The sequence below is a fragment of the Mycoplana azooxidifex genome, from assembly GCF_014196765.1.
In the GTDB taxonomy this organism is placed as follows: Bacteria; Pseudomonadota; Alphaproteobacteria; order Rhizobiales; family Rhizobiaceae; genus Mycoplana; species Mycoplana azooxidifex.
Window position 1 is genome coordinate 336,156 of sequence record NZ_JACIEE010000005.1, and the last position, 14,940, is coordinate 351,095.

Sequence of the window (14,940 nt, forward strand, 5' to 3'; positions counted from 1 at the left end):
CAGTTCGCGGCGGGCCTCCTCAGGCCGTCTGCCGCCACGCCGGGACGCATCTTCCTGCCAGTCGCCGCTATCCGCGGCCGACCAGCGGCATCTTGGTCGCCATCACCGTCATGGTCAGCACGTTTGCCTCCAGCGGCAGGCTTGCCATGTAGACGACGGCGTCGGCTATGTGCTCGACGGCGATCGTAGGCTCCGTCGCCATCTCGCCGTTCGCCTGTATCACGCCGGAACTCATCCGCGCCGTCATGTTCGTCGCCGCGTTGCCGATGTCGATCTGGCCGCAGGCGATGTCGAAGGGCCGCCCGTCGAGCGCGGTGGATTTCGTCAGCCCGGTGATCGCGTGCTTGGTCGCGGTATAGGGGGCGGAATGCGGGCGCGGCGTCGTGGCGGAGATCGAGCCGTTGTTGATGATGCGTCCGCCACGCGGTTCCTGCGTCTTCATCATCTTCAGCGCCTGCTGCGTGCAGAGGAAAGCGCCGGTCAGGTTGGCGGAAACGACCTTGTTCCAGTGCTCGAAGGTCAGATCCTCCATCGGGATCGTCGGCGCGCCCGAACCGGCATTGTTGACGAGAAGATCGAGCCTGCCGAACGCGCTGCGGACCGTGTCGAACAGGCTTGCGACCTGTCCGGGATCGCCGATGTCGCAGGGAATCGCTCGCACCGTCGCGCCAGTCTGGCCCGCAATCTCGCCCGCAGTCGCCTCAAGCACGTCCGCGCGCCGGCCGGTGATGACGACGGCATAGCCCTCGGCGGCAAGCGCTTCGGCGATGCCGCGCCCGACCCCCGTGCCACCGCCGGTGACAACCGCGATCCGGCCCTTGCCCGTCTGCTCCCTGCGCGCCATCAGACCTTTCCTCCGAGTTCGTCCTCGATGTGGATCCGGATGATCTCGTCGAAGGTCGTCTCCGCCTTGAACCCGAGCGAACGTGCGCGGCTGGCATCGAAGTCGGTGGCCCAGCCGGAGACGATGCGGTCGATGACCGGGTCGGGCTCGTGGCGAATGAGCTTGACCGCCTTCTCGCCGGCCACCCGTCGAAGCGCTTCGATCTCCTCGCCGACCAGCGCCGAGAGGCCCGGCATCGTCAGGTTGCGGCGGGGACCGATCGCAGACGTGTCCATCCGCGCGGCATGGAGGAAGAAGCCGACCGCGGACCGGGGGCTTGCAAACCAGTGCCGCACGCTCTCGTCGACCGGAAGCACCGCCTCCTTGCCGGACAAGGGCTCGCGCAGGATGTTGGAGAAGAAGCCCGAGGCCGCCTTGTTCGGCGTACCGGGGCGGATGCAGATGGTCGGCAGGCGGATGCCGACGCCGTCGAAGATGCCGCGGCGCGAATAGTCCGCAAGCAGCAGCTCGCAGATCGCCTTCTGCGTGCCGTAACTCGTCAGCGGCGTGGTGAAGAACTCGTCTCCGATCTTCTCCGGGAACGGCTCGCCGAAGACGGCGATCGACGATGCGAAGATCACCTTCGGAGCGTAAGGCTCGCGCTGGCCCTCGTGCCGGATCGCCTCGAAAAATGCGCGCGTGCCGTCGAGGTTGACCCGGTAGCCCTTGTCGAAATCGGCCTCCGCCTCGCCCGACACGATCGCGGCAAGGTGGAACACCAGATCGGGGCGCATCTCGACGAGGCGCAAAGCCTCCCCGGGCTGCGACAGGTCCACAGCCAGCGTCTTGCCGACCGCAGCCAGCGCCGGCGGAACGGAAGGTTCGATCACGTCGACAAGGGTCAGCCTGTCGACGTCCGCCCCGACCGCCGCCGGGTCGGCTGCGATCGCTTCCACCAGTTTGCGGCCGATCATGCCTGCCGCGCCTATCACCATTACATGCATTCTCGGCCAACCCTCCCAGTTGTGCCGTCCGGAATGGCCGGATCAGCGTGCCGTTGTTTCGATCTTAGTCTCCTCCGGGCTCTGGCCGATCTGGGCCAGAAGCTCGCGCGTCGTCTCGTATATGCGTGTCAGGTGGTGCCGAAAGGCCGCGACGACGGCGTCGCGGTCCCGTCGCCTCAAGGCGGCGACAATCTCGGCATGGTCCTCGTAGCTGGCATCGATCGCGCCGGGGCGCGACATTGCGATGCGCCGGTGGTTCATCATGTAGGTGTAGAGATCGGTGACGAAATCCGACAAAAGCGCGTTGCCGCAGGCGCGATAGATCGCCAGGTGAAACTCCCGGTCGCAGATCAGAAACCGCATCGGATCGCTGCCGCCGAGCTTCTGCGCCTCCAGCAGGCTCTCGAGCTTGGCCAGCGTCTCGGCGTCGATATGCTCGGCCGCATCGCCAACGACCTTCAACTCGATATGCAGGCGCGCCGCATGGACCGATTCGAGGTCGTAGCTGTCGATGGCGTTGGGCGTGGCGATCGTCACGGTGAGGTTGCCGAGATCGACGTTTGCGACCCGCGTCCTGCTGCCCTGCGAAACCTCCACGATCCCCCGCGCCGCCAGCGACTGGATCGCGCCGCGCACCGTCTCCCGGCTCACATGCAGCACCTGCGCCAGCTCCCGCTCGCCGGGAAGCTCGTCGCCCGGGTGCAGCATGTTGGTGGCGATCAGGACCATCAGCTTCTCGGCGATCACGTCACGCGCGGTGCGGCGGTCGAGGCTGTGCCCGACTTTCGGCATCTGCGTGAGGATCGGACGTCCGCCCATGTACCGTACCCGCTGATAACTGACTACTGGTTGGTCCACCAGATCAGTTGCGATTGAACGGTCAAAAGTATGACTAGTCAATCCAACTTCGTCGCGGCGGCGCACCAAATAACACCGACTTGATTGTGCGCCGCGATAACAGGTGCCGAGCGCGTACCCGGCCGCCGCTGGAAACTGGAGGGTCGAGAGCATCGGCAGCCTCACTTTCGCGCCAGCGCGTCGCGTTGTTCGGCCGTGAGCGGCCTGATACGCTCGCCCCGCAGCATCAGGAACAGCTTGGCGGTCTCCTCCAACTCTTCGGTAGCGTACTGCGCCTCGCGCAACGTCGCGCCGGCCACCACGGGGCCGTGGTTGGCAAGCAGCACCGCGTGGCTGTCGCGCGCCTTCTCTGCCACTGCCCCGGCGAGTGCGGCATCGCCCGGAGGATAGTAGGGAACGAGCGGAAGCCGGCCTACGCGCATGGCGTAGTAGGCGGTCAGCGGCGGAAGCAGGTCGGCCTCGTCCAGTCCCTCGATGATGCTGACGGCGACCGCATGCGTGGAATGCAGGTGCACGACGGCGCCGGCATCCTGCCGCTCGCAGTACATGCACTGATGCAGGAACGCCTCCTTCGTGGGCTTGTCGCCCGACAGGTGCACGCCCTCTGCCGAGAATTTCGATAGTCGCCCCGGATCGAGCGCCCCGAGCGAGGCGTTCGTCGGCGTCATCAGCATCTCGCCGCTCGAGAGCCGCGCGCTGATGTTGCCGGTCGAGCCGAAGGTGAAGAGCCGGTCGAACAGCGACCTGCCGACACCTGCGATTTCGTCGCGCAGGCGCGTCTCTTCCGACAGGATCGCCGTCATGCCAGCACCTTCCAGGCCTTCGAAAAGAAATCGACGCCGCCGAAATTTCCCGACTTCAACGCAAGCGCCACCGGCCGTTCGTCGCCGAGGCTGTGGGTCCAGGGCACGCCGGGGTCGATCTCCGGGCCGATCAGAAGTGCGGAAACGCCGAGTGCGCCGACGACGGCGCCCGAGGTCTCGCCGCCGGCGACGAGGAAACGCGAAAACCCGCGGTCGCGCAGCGATACGGCGACGTCTGCGAGAAAGTGCTCCACCAGTTCGCCGGCGCGCTCGCGGCCGAGCCTTGCCTGCGCCGCGCGGACGCGGTCCGGCTCGGCGCTGGAATAGACGAGCGGCACCCGGTCGGTTTCCGACGCAACCCGATCCACGATCTCCTGCGGCGACACGTTACCGTCGGCGATCGCAAGTGGGTCGATCGTGAACGACGGCGTGCCTGCCGCAATGGCGGCTTCAATCTGGCCGCGCGTTGCAGTCGAGCAGGAGCCTGCGAGCATGACCGCCCGGCCGCCCGGCGCTTCGAACCGGCGGGAGCCGGCGTCGCTGTCGAGCAGGCCGCTGCGGCGGAAATTCTCCGGCAGGCCGAGCGCGATGCCCGAACCGCCGGTGATAAGCCTGAGGTCTGCGATCGCCTCCCCGATCACGCGCAGGTCGTCGTCGGTGATCGCATCGACCACGACCACGCTTTGGCCGCCCGCCCGCGCCCTGGCGAAAGCGTCCCGCACCGCCGCCGGCCCCTTCGCCACCGTGTCGCGGGTTACAAGGCCCACCGGGAGGCGCGTCTGCGCCTGCATCAGCCGCACGAGGCTGGAATCGGTCATCGGCGTCAGCGGATGGTCCTTCATCGGGCTTTCCGACAGGAGCTGGTCCCCGACGAACAGATGCCCGCGATAGACCGTGCGGCCGTTCGTCGGAAAGGCCGGGCAGACGATCGTCAGATCCTCCCCGAGCGCATCGATCAGCGCCTCCGTCACCGGGCCGATATTACCGGCCTGCGTCGAATCGAAGGTCGAGCAGTATTTGAAGACGATCTGTCGGGCGCCGGCGCCTACGAGACATGAAAGGGCGTCCAGCGAGAGCGCCACGGCCTCGGCGGCCGGAATGGTCCGGGACTTGAGCGCCACGACCACGGCATCGATGTCGGTGAAGTCGAAGTCCGCCGGTGGCACGCCGACCGTCTGGACCGTCCGCATCCCTTCGCGCGAAAGCGTCAGGGCGAGGTCGGTCGCACCGGTCAGATCGTCGGCAATCGCCCCTAGAAGCATGACAATCCTCCTGAAACTCCGTTCATGCCGTGGCACCTTCGACGATCTCGAAACCGGTATCGATGATCTGCGGCTCCGCCGGGCGCTCCCGCGCTTCCAGCAGCTTCTCCGCGGCCGTCCGTCCGATCAAGAACCGGTTGGAGCGGATCGTCGACAGCGGCCGCGGCAGCGCCTGGCCGATATCGAGCCCGTTGAAGCCGAACAGCGCCAGCCTTTCGGGGATCGCCAGCCCGGCGCCGAGGCAGTGCATGAAGCCGCCGACCGCCATGTCGTCGTTTGAGAACACGACGGCATCAACGTCGCCACCGCGCCCGAGCAACTGCGCCAGGGCCTCGCGCCCCGCCATCGTCGAACTCGCGCCCTCGAACCGGAACTCGGCGGCAGGCGACAGGCCGGCCTCCTGCAATCCCTGGCGAAAACCCTCGTAGCGGAAATGGGCCCGCCGGTCGGCGCTCCAGTCATGGCCAACATAGCCGATCCGTCGATAGCCGCGGGCGACGAGATGGCGCGCGCTCTCCCGGCCCGCGCCGCGGTGGGAGAGCCCGACGGCGATGTCGATCGGCCGGTCGTCGATGTCCATCAGCTCGGCAATCCGGATCCCGCTCTGCTCCAGCATCCGCCGGCTCGCATCCGTGTGGTCGAACCCGGTGGTGACAATGGCCGCGGGCTGCCAGGCGAGCAGCGAGCCGAGCAATTTCTGTTCCTGCAGGAGATCGTAGTCCGTCACCCCGATCATCGCCTGGTAGGGCGTATCGGCAAGGGCTGCATGAATGCCGCGCAGCACCTCAGGGAACACGATGTTCGACAGCGAAGGCAAGAGGACGCCGATGATGAGCGATGAGGACGAGGCGAGCGCGCCGGCCGCGCGGTTGGGCACGTAGCCGAGGCTATCGATCGCCTCGATGACCCGCTTTCGCGTCTCCTCGGCAATCGGCCCCTTGTTGCGGATGACGCGCGAGACGGTGTTCTCGCTCACCGCCGCCAGCCGCGCCACATGCGCCAGAGTGGGCGCTTCCCGTTGCATCGTCGCTCCATCCTCCCCGAAATTATCTCAGCGCTAACATAAACTCTTGAACCTGGCTAGAGGATATGGTTTGTAAAAGTGTTAGCGCTGAGATTTATCCAAAGGGAGGGAAATCCATGTCCAGCAGCCGCGCTGCCGTTGCCGTGATCGGCCTGGGCTCGATGGGGCTCGGAATGGCCCGCTCCCTCTTGCGCGGGGGCCACGAGGTGCACGGCTTCGACGTCAGCTCTACGGCGCTTGCCGCCCTCGCGGAGGTGGGCGGCAAGGCTTGCGCCAGTCCCGCCGATGCCGCCGCCGCGGCGGAAATCGCGGTGGTCGTGGTGGTCAACGCCGCCCAGACCGAGACCGTCCTGTTCGGCGAAGGCGGCATCGTCGATGCGCTGAAGCCCGGATCGGCGATCATATCCTGCGCCACCATCGCGCCGACCGAGGCAAAGGACTTCGCCCGGCGTGCGGGCGAGCGCGGCATCCACTACGTCGACGGCCCGATCAGCGGCGGCTCGGTCAAGGCCAACAGCGGCGAACTGACCTTCATGGCCTCCGGCTCGCCCGAGGCCTTCGCCGCCGCCCGGCCGGCGCTCGATGCCATGGCCGCCACCGTCTACGAACTGGGAGACCAGCCCGGCATCGGCTCCTCCTTCAAGATCGTCAACCAGTTGCTCGCGGGCGTCCATATCGCCGCCGCCTGCGAGGCGATCACCTTCGCGAGCAGCCTCGATCTCGATATCTCCCGCGTGTTCGAGGTGATCACCAAATCGGCCGGCAACAGCTGGATGTTCGAAAACCGCATCCCACATGTGCTTGCCGGCGACTACACGCCCCACAGCGCCGTATCAATCTTCACCAAGGACCTCGGCATCGTCTCCGATATCGGTCGGAGGCAGAAGTTCCCGCTGCCGATCGCAAGCGCCGCTCTCCAGCTCTTCATCATGACCGAGGCCGCGGGTATGGGGCGTGACGACGACAGTTCCGTCGCGCGCCTTCTCGCAAGGATCGCCGGCATCGATCTGCCGGGCACCGGACAGGACACCTGACATGCCGCGCTTTGCCGCCAACCTCACCATGATGTTCAACGAGCATGCCTTCCTGGATCGCTTCCAGGCCGCGGCCGATGCCGGCTTCACGGCCGTGGAATACTTGTTCCCCTATGACGATCCGGCCGAAACCGTGTCCGGGCGGCTGGAGGCCGCCGGGCTGGAACAGGCGCTCTTCAACATGCCGCCGGGCAACTGGTCCGACGGCGACCGCGGACTTGCCGCCCTGCCCGATCGAGCGCAGGAGTTCCGCGCCTCGGTCGATACCGCCATCCGCTATGCCGAAGTCATCGGCACGCCCCTCCTGCACATGATGGCAGGCCTTGCCGACGCCCGTGATCCGGAAGCGATCCGGTGCTATCGCAATTCGCTCAGATACACCGCCGAACGGACCGGGGAAGCCGGCATCGGTCTCGTGATCGAGCCGATCAACGGGCGCGACATGCCGGGCTACTTCCTCAACGATTTCGATCGTGCGCTCGGTTTCGTCAGGGAACTCGACCTGCCGCATGTCCGGTTGCAGTTCGACATCTATCACCGCCAGATCCTGCATGGCGACGTGACCATGGCGCTGCGCGCGATGATGCCGCATATCGGCCACATCCAGACGGCCTCCGTGCCGCTGCGCAACGAGCCGGGCACCGGCGAACTGGACGACGCCAGGATCTTTGCCGAAATCGATGCGCTCGGCTATGCCGGCTTCGTCGGCTGCGAATATCGCCCGAAAGCGAGCACGGTGGACGGCCTCGGCTGGCTGAAAGCCTTGGGCGGGCGCGCCGCCTGAGGCACGCCGCCTACTCCGCGGCCGCGGGCAGGTATTCGACGTTCGTCGGCACGTCTTCGGCCTCGATCCTGCGCCCGAACACCGAATAGACCATGGGCACGACGAAGAGCGTGAGCAGCGTACCGAACGACATGCCGCCGACGATGACCCAGCCGATCTGCTGGCGGCTCTCCGCACCGGCGCCTGTGGCGAGCGCCAGCGGCACCGCGCCCAGCACCATCGCGCCGGTCGTCATCAGGATCGGCCGAAGACGGAGCACGGCGGAATCGATGACGGCCGACAGCCGCTCCTCTCCCGCCTCCTGCTGCTGGTTGGCGAACTCGACGATCAGGATGCCGTGCTTGGTGATCAGGCCCACCAGCGTCACCAGGCCGATCTGCGAATAGACGTTCAGCGAACCGCCCGCGAGATAGAGCGCCGCCAACGCCCCGGTCATGGAAAGCGGCACCGAGATCATGATGATCAGCGGATCGCGGAAGCTTTCGAACTGGGCGGCGAGAACGAGATAGATGAAGCCGAGCGCCAGGACGAAGACGACGGCAAGGCTCTGGCCGGAGGCAAGGAACTCGCGGCTGGGGCCGGAGACGTCCGTCTGGACGTTCTCGGGAAGGACTTCACCGGCAATGCTCCGCATCTGGGCGAGCACCTCGCCGGTCGAATAGCCCGGCGCGAGATTGGCCGAAACCGTCACCGAACGCATCTGGTTGAAGCGCTTGAGCTCCTGCGGCGCCACTGTCTCCGTGATCTTCACGACATTCGCCAGTTGGACCATCTCGCCGCTGGCGGACCGCAGGAAGATCGTCGACAGCGTCGACGGCGAGGCCCGGTCGGCTGCGGCCAACTGCACGTAGACGTCATACTGTTCGCCGTCGATCTCGAAGCGGGTGACCTGCCGGCTGCCGAGCAGTGTCTCCAGCGTCCGGCCGACGACGGCGACGTCGATGCCCATGTCGGACGCCTTGTCGCGGTCGATCTCGATCGTCATCTCGGGCTTGTTCAGCTTCAGGTCGGTATCGACGTTGGTGACGCCGGGATAGTCGGACAGCTGTTCGAGGAAGGACTTGGTCAGCCGGTCGAGTTCCTCGTAGGTGCCCGAACTCTGCAGCACGAACTCGATCGGACGCGCATTGTTCGAGGTGCCGAGCGACGGCGGGTTGCTGGCGAAGGCGTTCACACCCGCGATGCGGCGGATCTTGGGCAGCAACTCGGCCACCAGTTCCTGCTGCGAACGGCCGCGCTCGTCCCACGCCTTCAACCGTCCCATGACCAGGAAGCGATTGACCTCCGGCATGCCGTTGATGGTCTGGATGCTGCCGACCTCGCTGATCGGCTTGAGCAGGTCTTCGACCTGCCGGGAATAGCGCTCGGTATAGGCAAGCGTCGAGCCTTCCGGCGCCGTGCCCATGACCCGGATCACGCCGCGGTCCTCCACGGGCGCCAGTTCCTGGGGCAGCTGCAGGTAGAAATAGACGCTGCCGAATGCGACGACGGCTGCCAGCATGGCAACGACGGGCCGTATCCGCAGCGATGCGGACAGCAGCCGGCGATATCCCCTCTCGAGCCCGGTCAGGCCGCGCTCGATGAAGGCCGAGACGCGCCCCGGCTTCTCCTGGTGCCTGAGCAGCTTCGAGCACATCATCGGCGTCAGCGTCAGGGCCACGAAGCCCGACACCAGGACGGCGCCCGCAAGCGTCAGCGAGAATTCGAGGAACAGCCGCCCCGTGCGGCCGGCGGCGAAGGCGACCGGCGCATAGACGGCGGCCAGTGTCAGCGTCATGGCGACGACGGCAAAGCCGATTTCGCGCGTGCCCTTGATCGCCGCCGGCACCGGCTTCATGCCGTTTTCGATGTGCCGGAAGATGTTCTCCAGCACCACAATGGCGTCGTCCACGACGAGGCCGATCGCCAGCACCATGGCCAGCAGCGTCAGCGTATTCACGCTGAAGCCGAGCGCATACATGATGGCGCAGGTCGCAATCAGCGAGATCGGGATGGTGACGATCGGGATGATCGACGCCCGGGCGGATCGCAGGAAGAGCACGATCACGATCAGCACCAGCACGATCGCTTCGACGATCGTGTGGTACACGGCGTTGATCGCCTCGTCGATGAACACGGAATTGTCGTTGCCGATGGCGCCGGTCATGCCCTCGGGGAGATTGGCATTGATGTCGGGCAGGATGGCCTGCACGCCGGCCGAGACGTCGAGTGGGTTTGCCACGGCCTGCTTGATGACGCCGACGACGATGGCGCTCTCGCCGTTGAAGCGGCCGGCGCGACGCTCGTCGGCAGCGCCAAGCTCGACACGCGCGACTTCGCCGAGCCGCACCAGCACGCCCTCGCCGCGCTTGACGACGATGTTCTCGAACTGCTCGACATTGCCGAGCGAAGTCTTGGAAAGCACCGTGAACTCCCGATCGGCACTTTCCAGCCGCCCGGCCGGGATCTCGACGTTCTGCGCCTCGAGCGAATCCTCGACGTCCTGCACGGTCAGCCCGAGCGAGGCGAGGCGCTCCCGGTCGATCCAGATGCGCATGGCATAGCGGCGCTCGCCATAGATCTGCACGTCGGCGACACCGTTCACGTTCTTGAATCGGTCGACGATGTTACGGTCGACATAGTCCGTCAGGTCCAGCGGGTTCAGCCGGTCACTGCGGAAGACGACGAACACGACGGGCTGGGCGTCGGCCTCGACCTTGGAGATGACCGGCTCGGTGATCTCGTCCGGTAGCTGCCGGCGCACGCGGCTCACCCGGTCGCGCACGTCGCTGGCCGCCACGTCCGGATCGACCTCGAGACGGAAGCGGACCGTGATGCGGCTCGATTCGGCCCGGCTCGTCGATTCCAGCACGTCGATGCCCGCAATACCGGCGATCGATCCTTCCAGCACCTGCGTCACCTGGCTTTCGATGATGCTCGCCGACGCGCCGGGATAGGAGGTGACGACGGACACGACCGGCTCGTCGATGCTCGGATATTCGCGAACCGTCAGGCGTTCATAGGAAACGACGCCGATCAGCAGCATCAGCAGGCTGAGGACCGTTGCGAAGACCGGCCGCCGGATGCAGAGCTCGGAAATTCCCATCTGCCGCCCCTTAGCCTTCGACCTGCGCGGTCTCGTTGCCGACGATCTCGACGCTCGCACCGTTGCGCAGTCGCGGCTGTCCCGCCGTCACGACGACCGTGCCTGCGGTCACCCCTTCCACTTCCGCCACGCCGATCTTGCGGCCACCGACGGTGACGCGGTTTTCCTGCGCCTTTCCGTCGACGACGGTCCAAACGAAGCGCTCCTGGCCCCGCGCCACGATGGCAGCCTCCGGAACGGTGACGACCTTGCGCTCCTCCAGGCCCCGGACGGTGATGCGCGCGAACAGGCCGGGCCGCAGCGCCAGATCCGCATTCGGCAGGCGTGCGCGAATGCTGATGGCCCGGCCGTTGACGTCCAGCATCGGGTCGATGGCGTAGACCGTGCCCGGGAACGTCCGGTCGGGAATGGCATCGACGGAAACCTCGAGGGTCTGGCCGATCTTCACCTTTTGCAGGTTTGCCTCGGGAATCTTGAAGTCGACCTTCAGGACGTCGATCTTTTCCAGATTGACCAGCGCGGTACCGATGCCGACATAACTGCCGGTCGAGACGCTGCGCAGGCCGACGACGCCGTCGAAGGGAGCGACGACGTCGTGCTTGGAAAGCTGCACGCGTTGCGAATTGAGAAGGGCGGTCGCGGTGTTGCGCTCGGCGATGGCGGAATCGAGGTCGCGCGTCGTGCCCGTGCCGTTTGCCGACATGCGCTGGGCGCGCTCGTAGTTGGTGTTGGCGAGATCGAGGCGAACCTTGACCTCCTCTTCCTCCGCCTTGGCCAACGCATTGTCGAGGCTGACCAGCACCGCGCCCGCCTTGACCGGCTGGCCCTCGTCGAAGCGGATCGCCTCGATCCGGCCGGCGACTTCCGGCGCCAGTTGCACCGACTCGTCGGATTGCAACGTGCCGATCGCGCTGATGTCGACCGTGGCGGACGTTTCCTCGGCGTCGGCGACCTCGACGGGAAAGCTCGAAGGGCCGGAGCGCTGCCGCGCCGGCTCGCTTGCGGTCGCGCTCGCGACCTGCGAGAGGGCATCGAGATCGATCCACCGCCACTGGACCGCCGCCGCCCCCGCCGCACCGGCAAAGACAACAGCCAGGATCACCGCCAACACCCTCATGAAATTCCTCGTATTGCTGCATCGCACCAAACCGCATCATTACGGAACGTTGCGCGGAACAAAAATGAAAATTCTGTAATGTAGGTCACCAACCCTCACATTGTCGTTATCCTCAATGCCCTGCGGATCAGGGCTTTCTGCACCGCGGCGACGAAAGTTCCGGATATGTTCGCAAGCTGCTATGGTCGCCTCGAATCGCACGCAAGATGGAATTCGGCATGACGGCCACCGCCTACCTCGAGAAACTCAACGACCAGCAGCGAATGGCGGTGGAGCATGGGGTCGGGCCGGCGGGCTGTGGCTCGGCCGGGCCGCTCCTGATTATCGCCGGCGCCGGCTCGGGCAAGACCAACACGCTGGCCCACCGGGTCGCCCACCTGATCGTCAACGGCGCCGATCCGCGCCGGATCCTGCTGATGACGTTTTCGCGCCGCGCCGCCTCGGAGATGTCGCGGCGCGTCGAGCGCATCTGCCGCAACGTGCTGGGTGCCAACGCCGCGCTGATGACCGATGCGCTGTCCTGGGCCGGAACCTTCCACGGCATCGGCGCACGGCTCCTGCGCATGTACGCCGAACAGATCGGCCTCAACGTCGACTTCACCATCCACGACCGCGAGGATTCCGCCGACCTGATGAACCTCGTCCGCCACGAACTCGGCTTCTCCAAGACCGAGAGCCGGTTTCCGACCAAGGGCACCTGCCTTTCGATCTATTCGCGGACGGTCAATTCCGAGACGCCGCTGAACGAGGTGCTGCGCAACTGGTATCCCTGGGTCAGCGGCTGGGAGGAGCAGTTGAGGGAGCTCTTCGCCGGCTACGTCGAAGCAAAGCAGGCGCAGAACGTCCTCGACTACGACGACCTGCTTCTCTACTGGGCGCAGATGGTCGGCGATCCGGACCTCGCCGAAGACATCGGCAACCGCTTCGACCATGTGCTCGTCGACGAATACCAGGACACCAACAAGCTGCAGTCTTCAGTGCTGATGGCGCTGAAGCCCGGCGGCCGCGGGCTGACCGTGGTTGGCGACGACGCCCAGTCGATCTATTCCTTCCGTGCGGCGACGGTGCGCAACATCCTCGATTTTCCCCGGCAGTTCACGCCGCAAGCCGACATCGTCACCCTGGACCGCAACTATCGCTCGACGCAGCCGATCCTGGCCGCCGCCAACGCGGTGATCGACCTTGCGCGCGAACGCTTCACCAAGAACCTGTGGACCGAGCGCGAGAGCGCCGAGCGCCCGAAGCTTCTGACGGTGAAGGACGAGAACGACCAGGCGAACTGCATCGTCGACCAGGTGCTGGCCAACCGCGAGGTGGGCATGACGCTGAAGCAGCAGGCCGTGCTGTTCCGGACCTCCAGTCACAGCGGCCCACTGGAAGTGGAACTCACCCGGCGCAACATTCCCTTCGTGAAATTCGGCGGCCTGAAGTTCCTCGACGCGGCCCACGTCAAGGACATGCTGGCCGTGCTCCGGTTCGCGCAGAACCCGCTCGATCGGGTCGCCGGATTCCGGCTGCTGCAGATGCTGCCCGGGGTCGGCCCGCAGACCGCAGGCCGGATCCTCGACACGATCGCCGCCGACCCCGAACCGCTCGTCGCACTCGCCGAGGTCCCGCCGCCGCCCAGGACCGGCGAGGACTGGACCGCCTTCATCGCGCTGATGGCGGGCCTGAGGCGTTCGGGCGGCGACTGGCCGTCGGATCTCGCCCAGGCCCGCACCTGGTACGAGCCGCATCTCGAACGCGTCCACGAGGATGCGGAGACGCGGAAGGCGGACCTCCTGCAACTGGAGCAGATCGCCTCCGGCTATCCGAGCCGCGAACGCTTCCTGACCGAACTGACGCTCGATCCGCCCGACGCGACCAGCGACCAGGCGGGCGTGCCGCTGCTCGACGAGGATTATCTGATCCTGTCGACGATCCACTCCGCCAAGGGCCAGGAGTGGCGTGCGGTGTTTATGCTCAACGTCGTCGACGGCTGCATTCCGTCCGATCTCGGCGTCGGCACCACGCACGAGATCGAGGAGGAGCGACGCCTGCTCTATGTCGGCATGACACGGGCCAGGGACAGCCTGACGCTGCTCACGCCGCAGCGTTTCTTCACCGGCGGCCAGCACGCCCAGGGCGACCGCCATGTCTATGCGTCGCGGACGCGGTTCATCCCGGCCACGCTGCTGCAGTTCTTCGAAACGGCCACCTGGCCGATTGTCGCCCATGCCGCAGGCGAACGAAGCGCAAGGCAGATCCGCATCGACGTCGGCGCACGCATGCGCTCCATGTGGAAATAGCCCTTAGCGGGACTCGCTGGCCAACGCAGCTTGCCGCCGCCGAAGATAGCCGTGCGTCCGTTCGACACCTGGGAGTATTTGCCGAAAGTCTACCGCGGCACGGCCATCGGCGCGCCGGTGACGGGATCGGGCATGACCAAGGCCGAGAGGCCGAATGCCTCCTTCAGATTGCTCTCCGTCAGCACCTCCTGCGGGCTTCCCGTCGAGACGAGCCCGGCGGGCCCGAGCAGCACCAGATGGTCGGAGAAGCGTGCGGCGAGATTGAGGTCGTGCAGGACCGTGATCACGGTGGCGTCGTGCCGGCGGTTGCGCTCCCGCAGCAGGCCCAGCACCTCGATCTGGTGGCTGAGGTCCAGCCACGTCGTCGGCTCGTCGAGGAGCAGGCAGGGCGTGTCCTGGGCGAGCACCAGCGCGATCCAGGCCCGCTGGCGCTGTCCCCCGGAAAGCTCGTCCAGCGGACGATCCATCTGGTCGGTGAGCCCCACCGCCTCGAGCGCTGCCGCGCAGGCGTCCGCATCGGCCTTGCTCCAGGGAGCGAGCAGCCCGCGCCATGGCGTCCGCCCGCGCCTGACCAGGTTCGGCGACGGTGATCCCCTCCGGCGCGCGCGGGGCCTGCGGCAGGATCGCCAGCCGGCGCGCCAGTGCCCGCGTATCCGTTGAAAAGACGTCCGCGCCGCCCAGTGTCACGCTGCCCTTCTGCGGCCGCACCAGCCGCGCCAGCGCCCGCAGCAGGGTCGACTTGCCGCAGCCGTTCGGCCCGAGGATGGTCGTCATCCGCCCTTCCGGAAAGACGAGCGAGAGATCACGAATGACGATGCGTTCGCCGTAGCCCAGCGTCAGCGCTTCGGTCTTGAGTTC

Annotated in this window: 12 protein-coding genes and 1 pseudogene; 3 read left to right on the plus strand and 10 right to left on the minus strand. The window is 66.4% G+C overall.

Going from position 1 to position 14,940, the window contains the following annotated elements:
* Positions 1-67: 67 nt before the first annotated feature.
* The 6 genes from GGQ64_RS13475 to GGQ64_RS13500 form a co-directional block, all read right to left on the minus strand.
* Positions 68-844, minus strand: a complete 777-nt coding sequence (locus tag GGQ64_RS13475; protein ID WP_183805039.1) for an SDR family oxidoreductase — start codon at positions 842-844, stop codon at positions 68-70.
* Complete coding sequence (gene denD, locus GGQ64_RS13480; RefSeq protein ID WP_183805041.1) at positions 844-1,827, minus strand: D-erythronate dehydrogenase; 984 nt, start codon at positions 1,825-1,827, stop codon at positions 844-846. The genes GGQ64_RS13475 and denD overlap by 1 nt, the downstream gene beginning before the upstream one ends.
* A gap of 42 nt (positions 1,828-1,869) precedes the next feature.
* Positions 1,870-2,646, minus strand: a complete 777-nt coding sequence (locus GGQ64_RS13485) for a FadR/GntR family transcriptional regulator (protein ID WP_183805043.1) — start codon at positions 2,644-2,646, stop codon at positions 1,870-1,872.
* Positions 2,647-2,846: 200 nt separating this feature from the next.
* The gene (otnC, locus tag GGQ64_RS13490) at positions 2,847-3,488 is read right to left on the minus strand and encodes a 3-oxo-tetronate 4-phosphate decarboxylase (protein ID WP_183805045.1); all 642 of its coding nucleotides are present in this window, start codon (positions 3,486-3,488) and stop codon (positions 2,847-2,849) included.
* Positions 3,485-4,750, minus strand: coding sequence for a 3-oxo-tetronate kinase (otnK, locus tag GGQ64_RS13495; RefSeq protein ID WP_183805047.1), 1,266 nt, complete (start codon positions 4,748-4,750; stop codon positions 3,485-3,487). The genes otnC and otnK overlap by 4 nt, the downstream gene beginning before the upstream one ends.
* A 22-nt stretch (positions 4,751-4,772) precedes the next feature.
* The gene (locus tag GGQ64_RS13500) at positions 4,773-5,774 is read right to left on the minus strand and encodes a LacI family DNA-binding transcriptional regulator (RefSeq protein ID WP_183805049.1); all 1,002 of its coding nucleotides are present in this window, start codon (positions 5,772-5,774) and stop codon (positions 4,773-4,775) included.
* A 116-nt stretch (positions 5,775-5,890) separates the two neighbouring features.
* On the opposite strand from GGQ64_RS13500, the gene ltnD reads away from it, so the two are divergent.
* On the plus strand, positions 5,891-6,808 hold the full coding sequence (gene ltnD / locus GGQ64_RS13505) for an L-threonate dehydrogenase (RefSeq protein WP_183805051.1): 918 nt from the start codon (positions 5,891-5,893) through the stop codon (positions 6,806-6,808).
* Between the two features lies 1 nt (position 6,809).
* Entirely contained in the window at positions 6,810-7,592 is a 783-nt protein-coding gene (otnI, locus tag GGQ64_RS13510) for a 2-oxo-tetronate isomerase (RefSeq protein ID WP_183805053.1), read from the plus strand.
* Between the two features lie 10 nt (positions 7,593-7,602).
* On the opposite strand, the gene GGQ64_RS13515 is transcribed toward otnI, so the two are convergent.
* Together GGQ64_RS13515 and GGQ64_RS13520 are read right to left on the minus strand one after the other, a co-directional pair.
* Positions 7,603-10,677, minus strand: a complete 3,075-nt coding sequence (locus GGQ64_RS13515) for an efflux RND transporter permease subunit (RefSeq protein WP_183805055.1) — start codon at positions 10,675-10,677, stop codon at positions 7,603-7,605.
* A 10-nt stretch (positions 10,678-10,687) separates the two neighbouring features.
* Complete coding sequence (locus GGQ64_RS13520) at positions 10,688-11,794, minus strand: efflux RND transporter periplasmic adaptor subunit (protein ID WP_183805057.1); 1,107 nt, start codon at positions 11,792-11,794, stop codon at positions 10,688-10,690.
* Positions 11,795-12,012: 218 nt separating this feature from the next.
* Here GGQ64_RS13520 and GGQ64_RS13525 point away from each other — a divergent pair, with 218 nt between their 5' ends.
* Positions 12,013-14,082 (plus strand): ATP-dependent helicase, encoded by a 2,070-nt coding sequence (locus GGQ64_RS13525; protein WP_183805059.1) that lies wholly within the window; start codon positions 12,013-12,015, stop codon positions 14,080-14,082.
* Between the two features lie 89 nt (positions 14,083-14,171).
* Here GGQ64_RS13525 and GGQ64_RS28200 read toward each other — a convergent pair whose 3' ends face one another.
* On the minus strand, positions 14,172-14,549 hold the full coding sequence (locus GGQ64_RS28200) for an ABC transporter ATP-binding protein (RefSeq protein ID WP_343059471.1): 378 nt from the start codon (positions 14,547-14,549) through the stop codon (positions 14,172-14,174).
* Between the two features lie 118 nt (positions 14,550-14,667).
* Positions 14,668-14,856, minus strand: a pseudogene (locus tag GGQ64_RS28205) (ATP-binding cassette domain-containing protein); the annotation flags it as partial.
* Positions 14,857-14,940: the final 84 nt, after the last annotated feature.

Coding starts and splice junctions, on each gene's coding strand:
- GGQ64_RS13500 (WP_183805049.1), bottom strand. CDS start 5,774: ATGCAACGGGAAGCGCCCACTCTGGCGCATGTGGCGCGGCTGGCGGCG.
- GGQ64_RS28200 (WP_343059471.1), bottom strand. CDS start 14,549: ATGGATCGTCCGCTGGACGAGCTTTCCGGGGGACAGCGCCAGCGGGCC.
- GGQ64_RS13475 (WP_183805039.1), bottom strand. CDS start 844: ATGGCGCGCAGGGAGCAGACGGGCAAGGGCCGGATCGCGGTTGTCACC.
- GGQ64_RS13520 (WP_183805057.1), bottom strand. CDS start 11,794: ATGAGGGTGTTGGCGGTGATCCTGGCTGTTGTCTTTGCCGGTGCGGCG.
- otnK (WP_183805047.1), bottom strand. CDS start 4,750: ATGCTTCTAGGGGCGATTGCCGACGATCTGACCGGTGCGACCGACCTC.
- GGQ64_RS13485 (WP_183805043.1), bottom strand. CDS start 2,646: ATGGGCGGACGTCCGATCCTCACGCAGATGCCGAAAGTCGGGCACAGC.
- otnC (WP_183805045.1), bottom strand. CDS start 3,488: ATGACGGCGATCCTGTCGGAAGAGACGCGCCTGCGCGACGAAATCGCA.
- otnI (WP_183805053.1), top strand. CDS start 6,810: ATGCCGCGCTTTGCCGCCAACCTCACCATGATGTTCAACGAGCATGCC.
- GGQ64_RS13515 (WP_183805055.1), bottom strand. CDS start 10,677: ATGGGAATTTCCGAGCTCTGCATCCGGCGGCCGGTCTTCGCAACGGTC.
- GGQ64_RS13525 (WP_183805059.1), top strand. CDS start 12,013: ATGACGGCCACCGCCTACCTCGAGAAACTCAACGACCAGCAGCGAATG.
- ltnD (WP_183805051.1), top strand. CDS start 5,891: ATGTCCAGCAGCCGCGCTGCCGTTGCCGTGATCGGCCTGGGCTCGATG.
- denD (WP_183805041.1), bottom strand. CDS start 1,827: ATGCATGTAATGGTGATAGGCGCGGCAGGCATGATCGGCCGCAAACTG.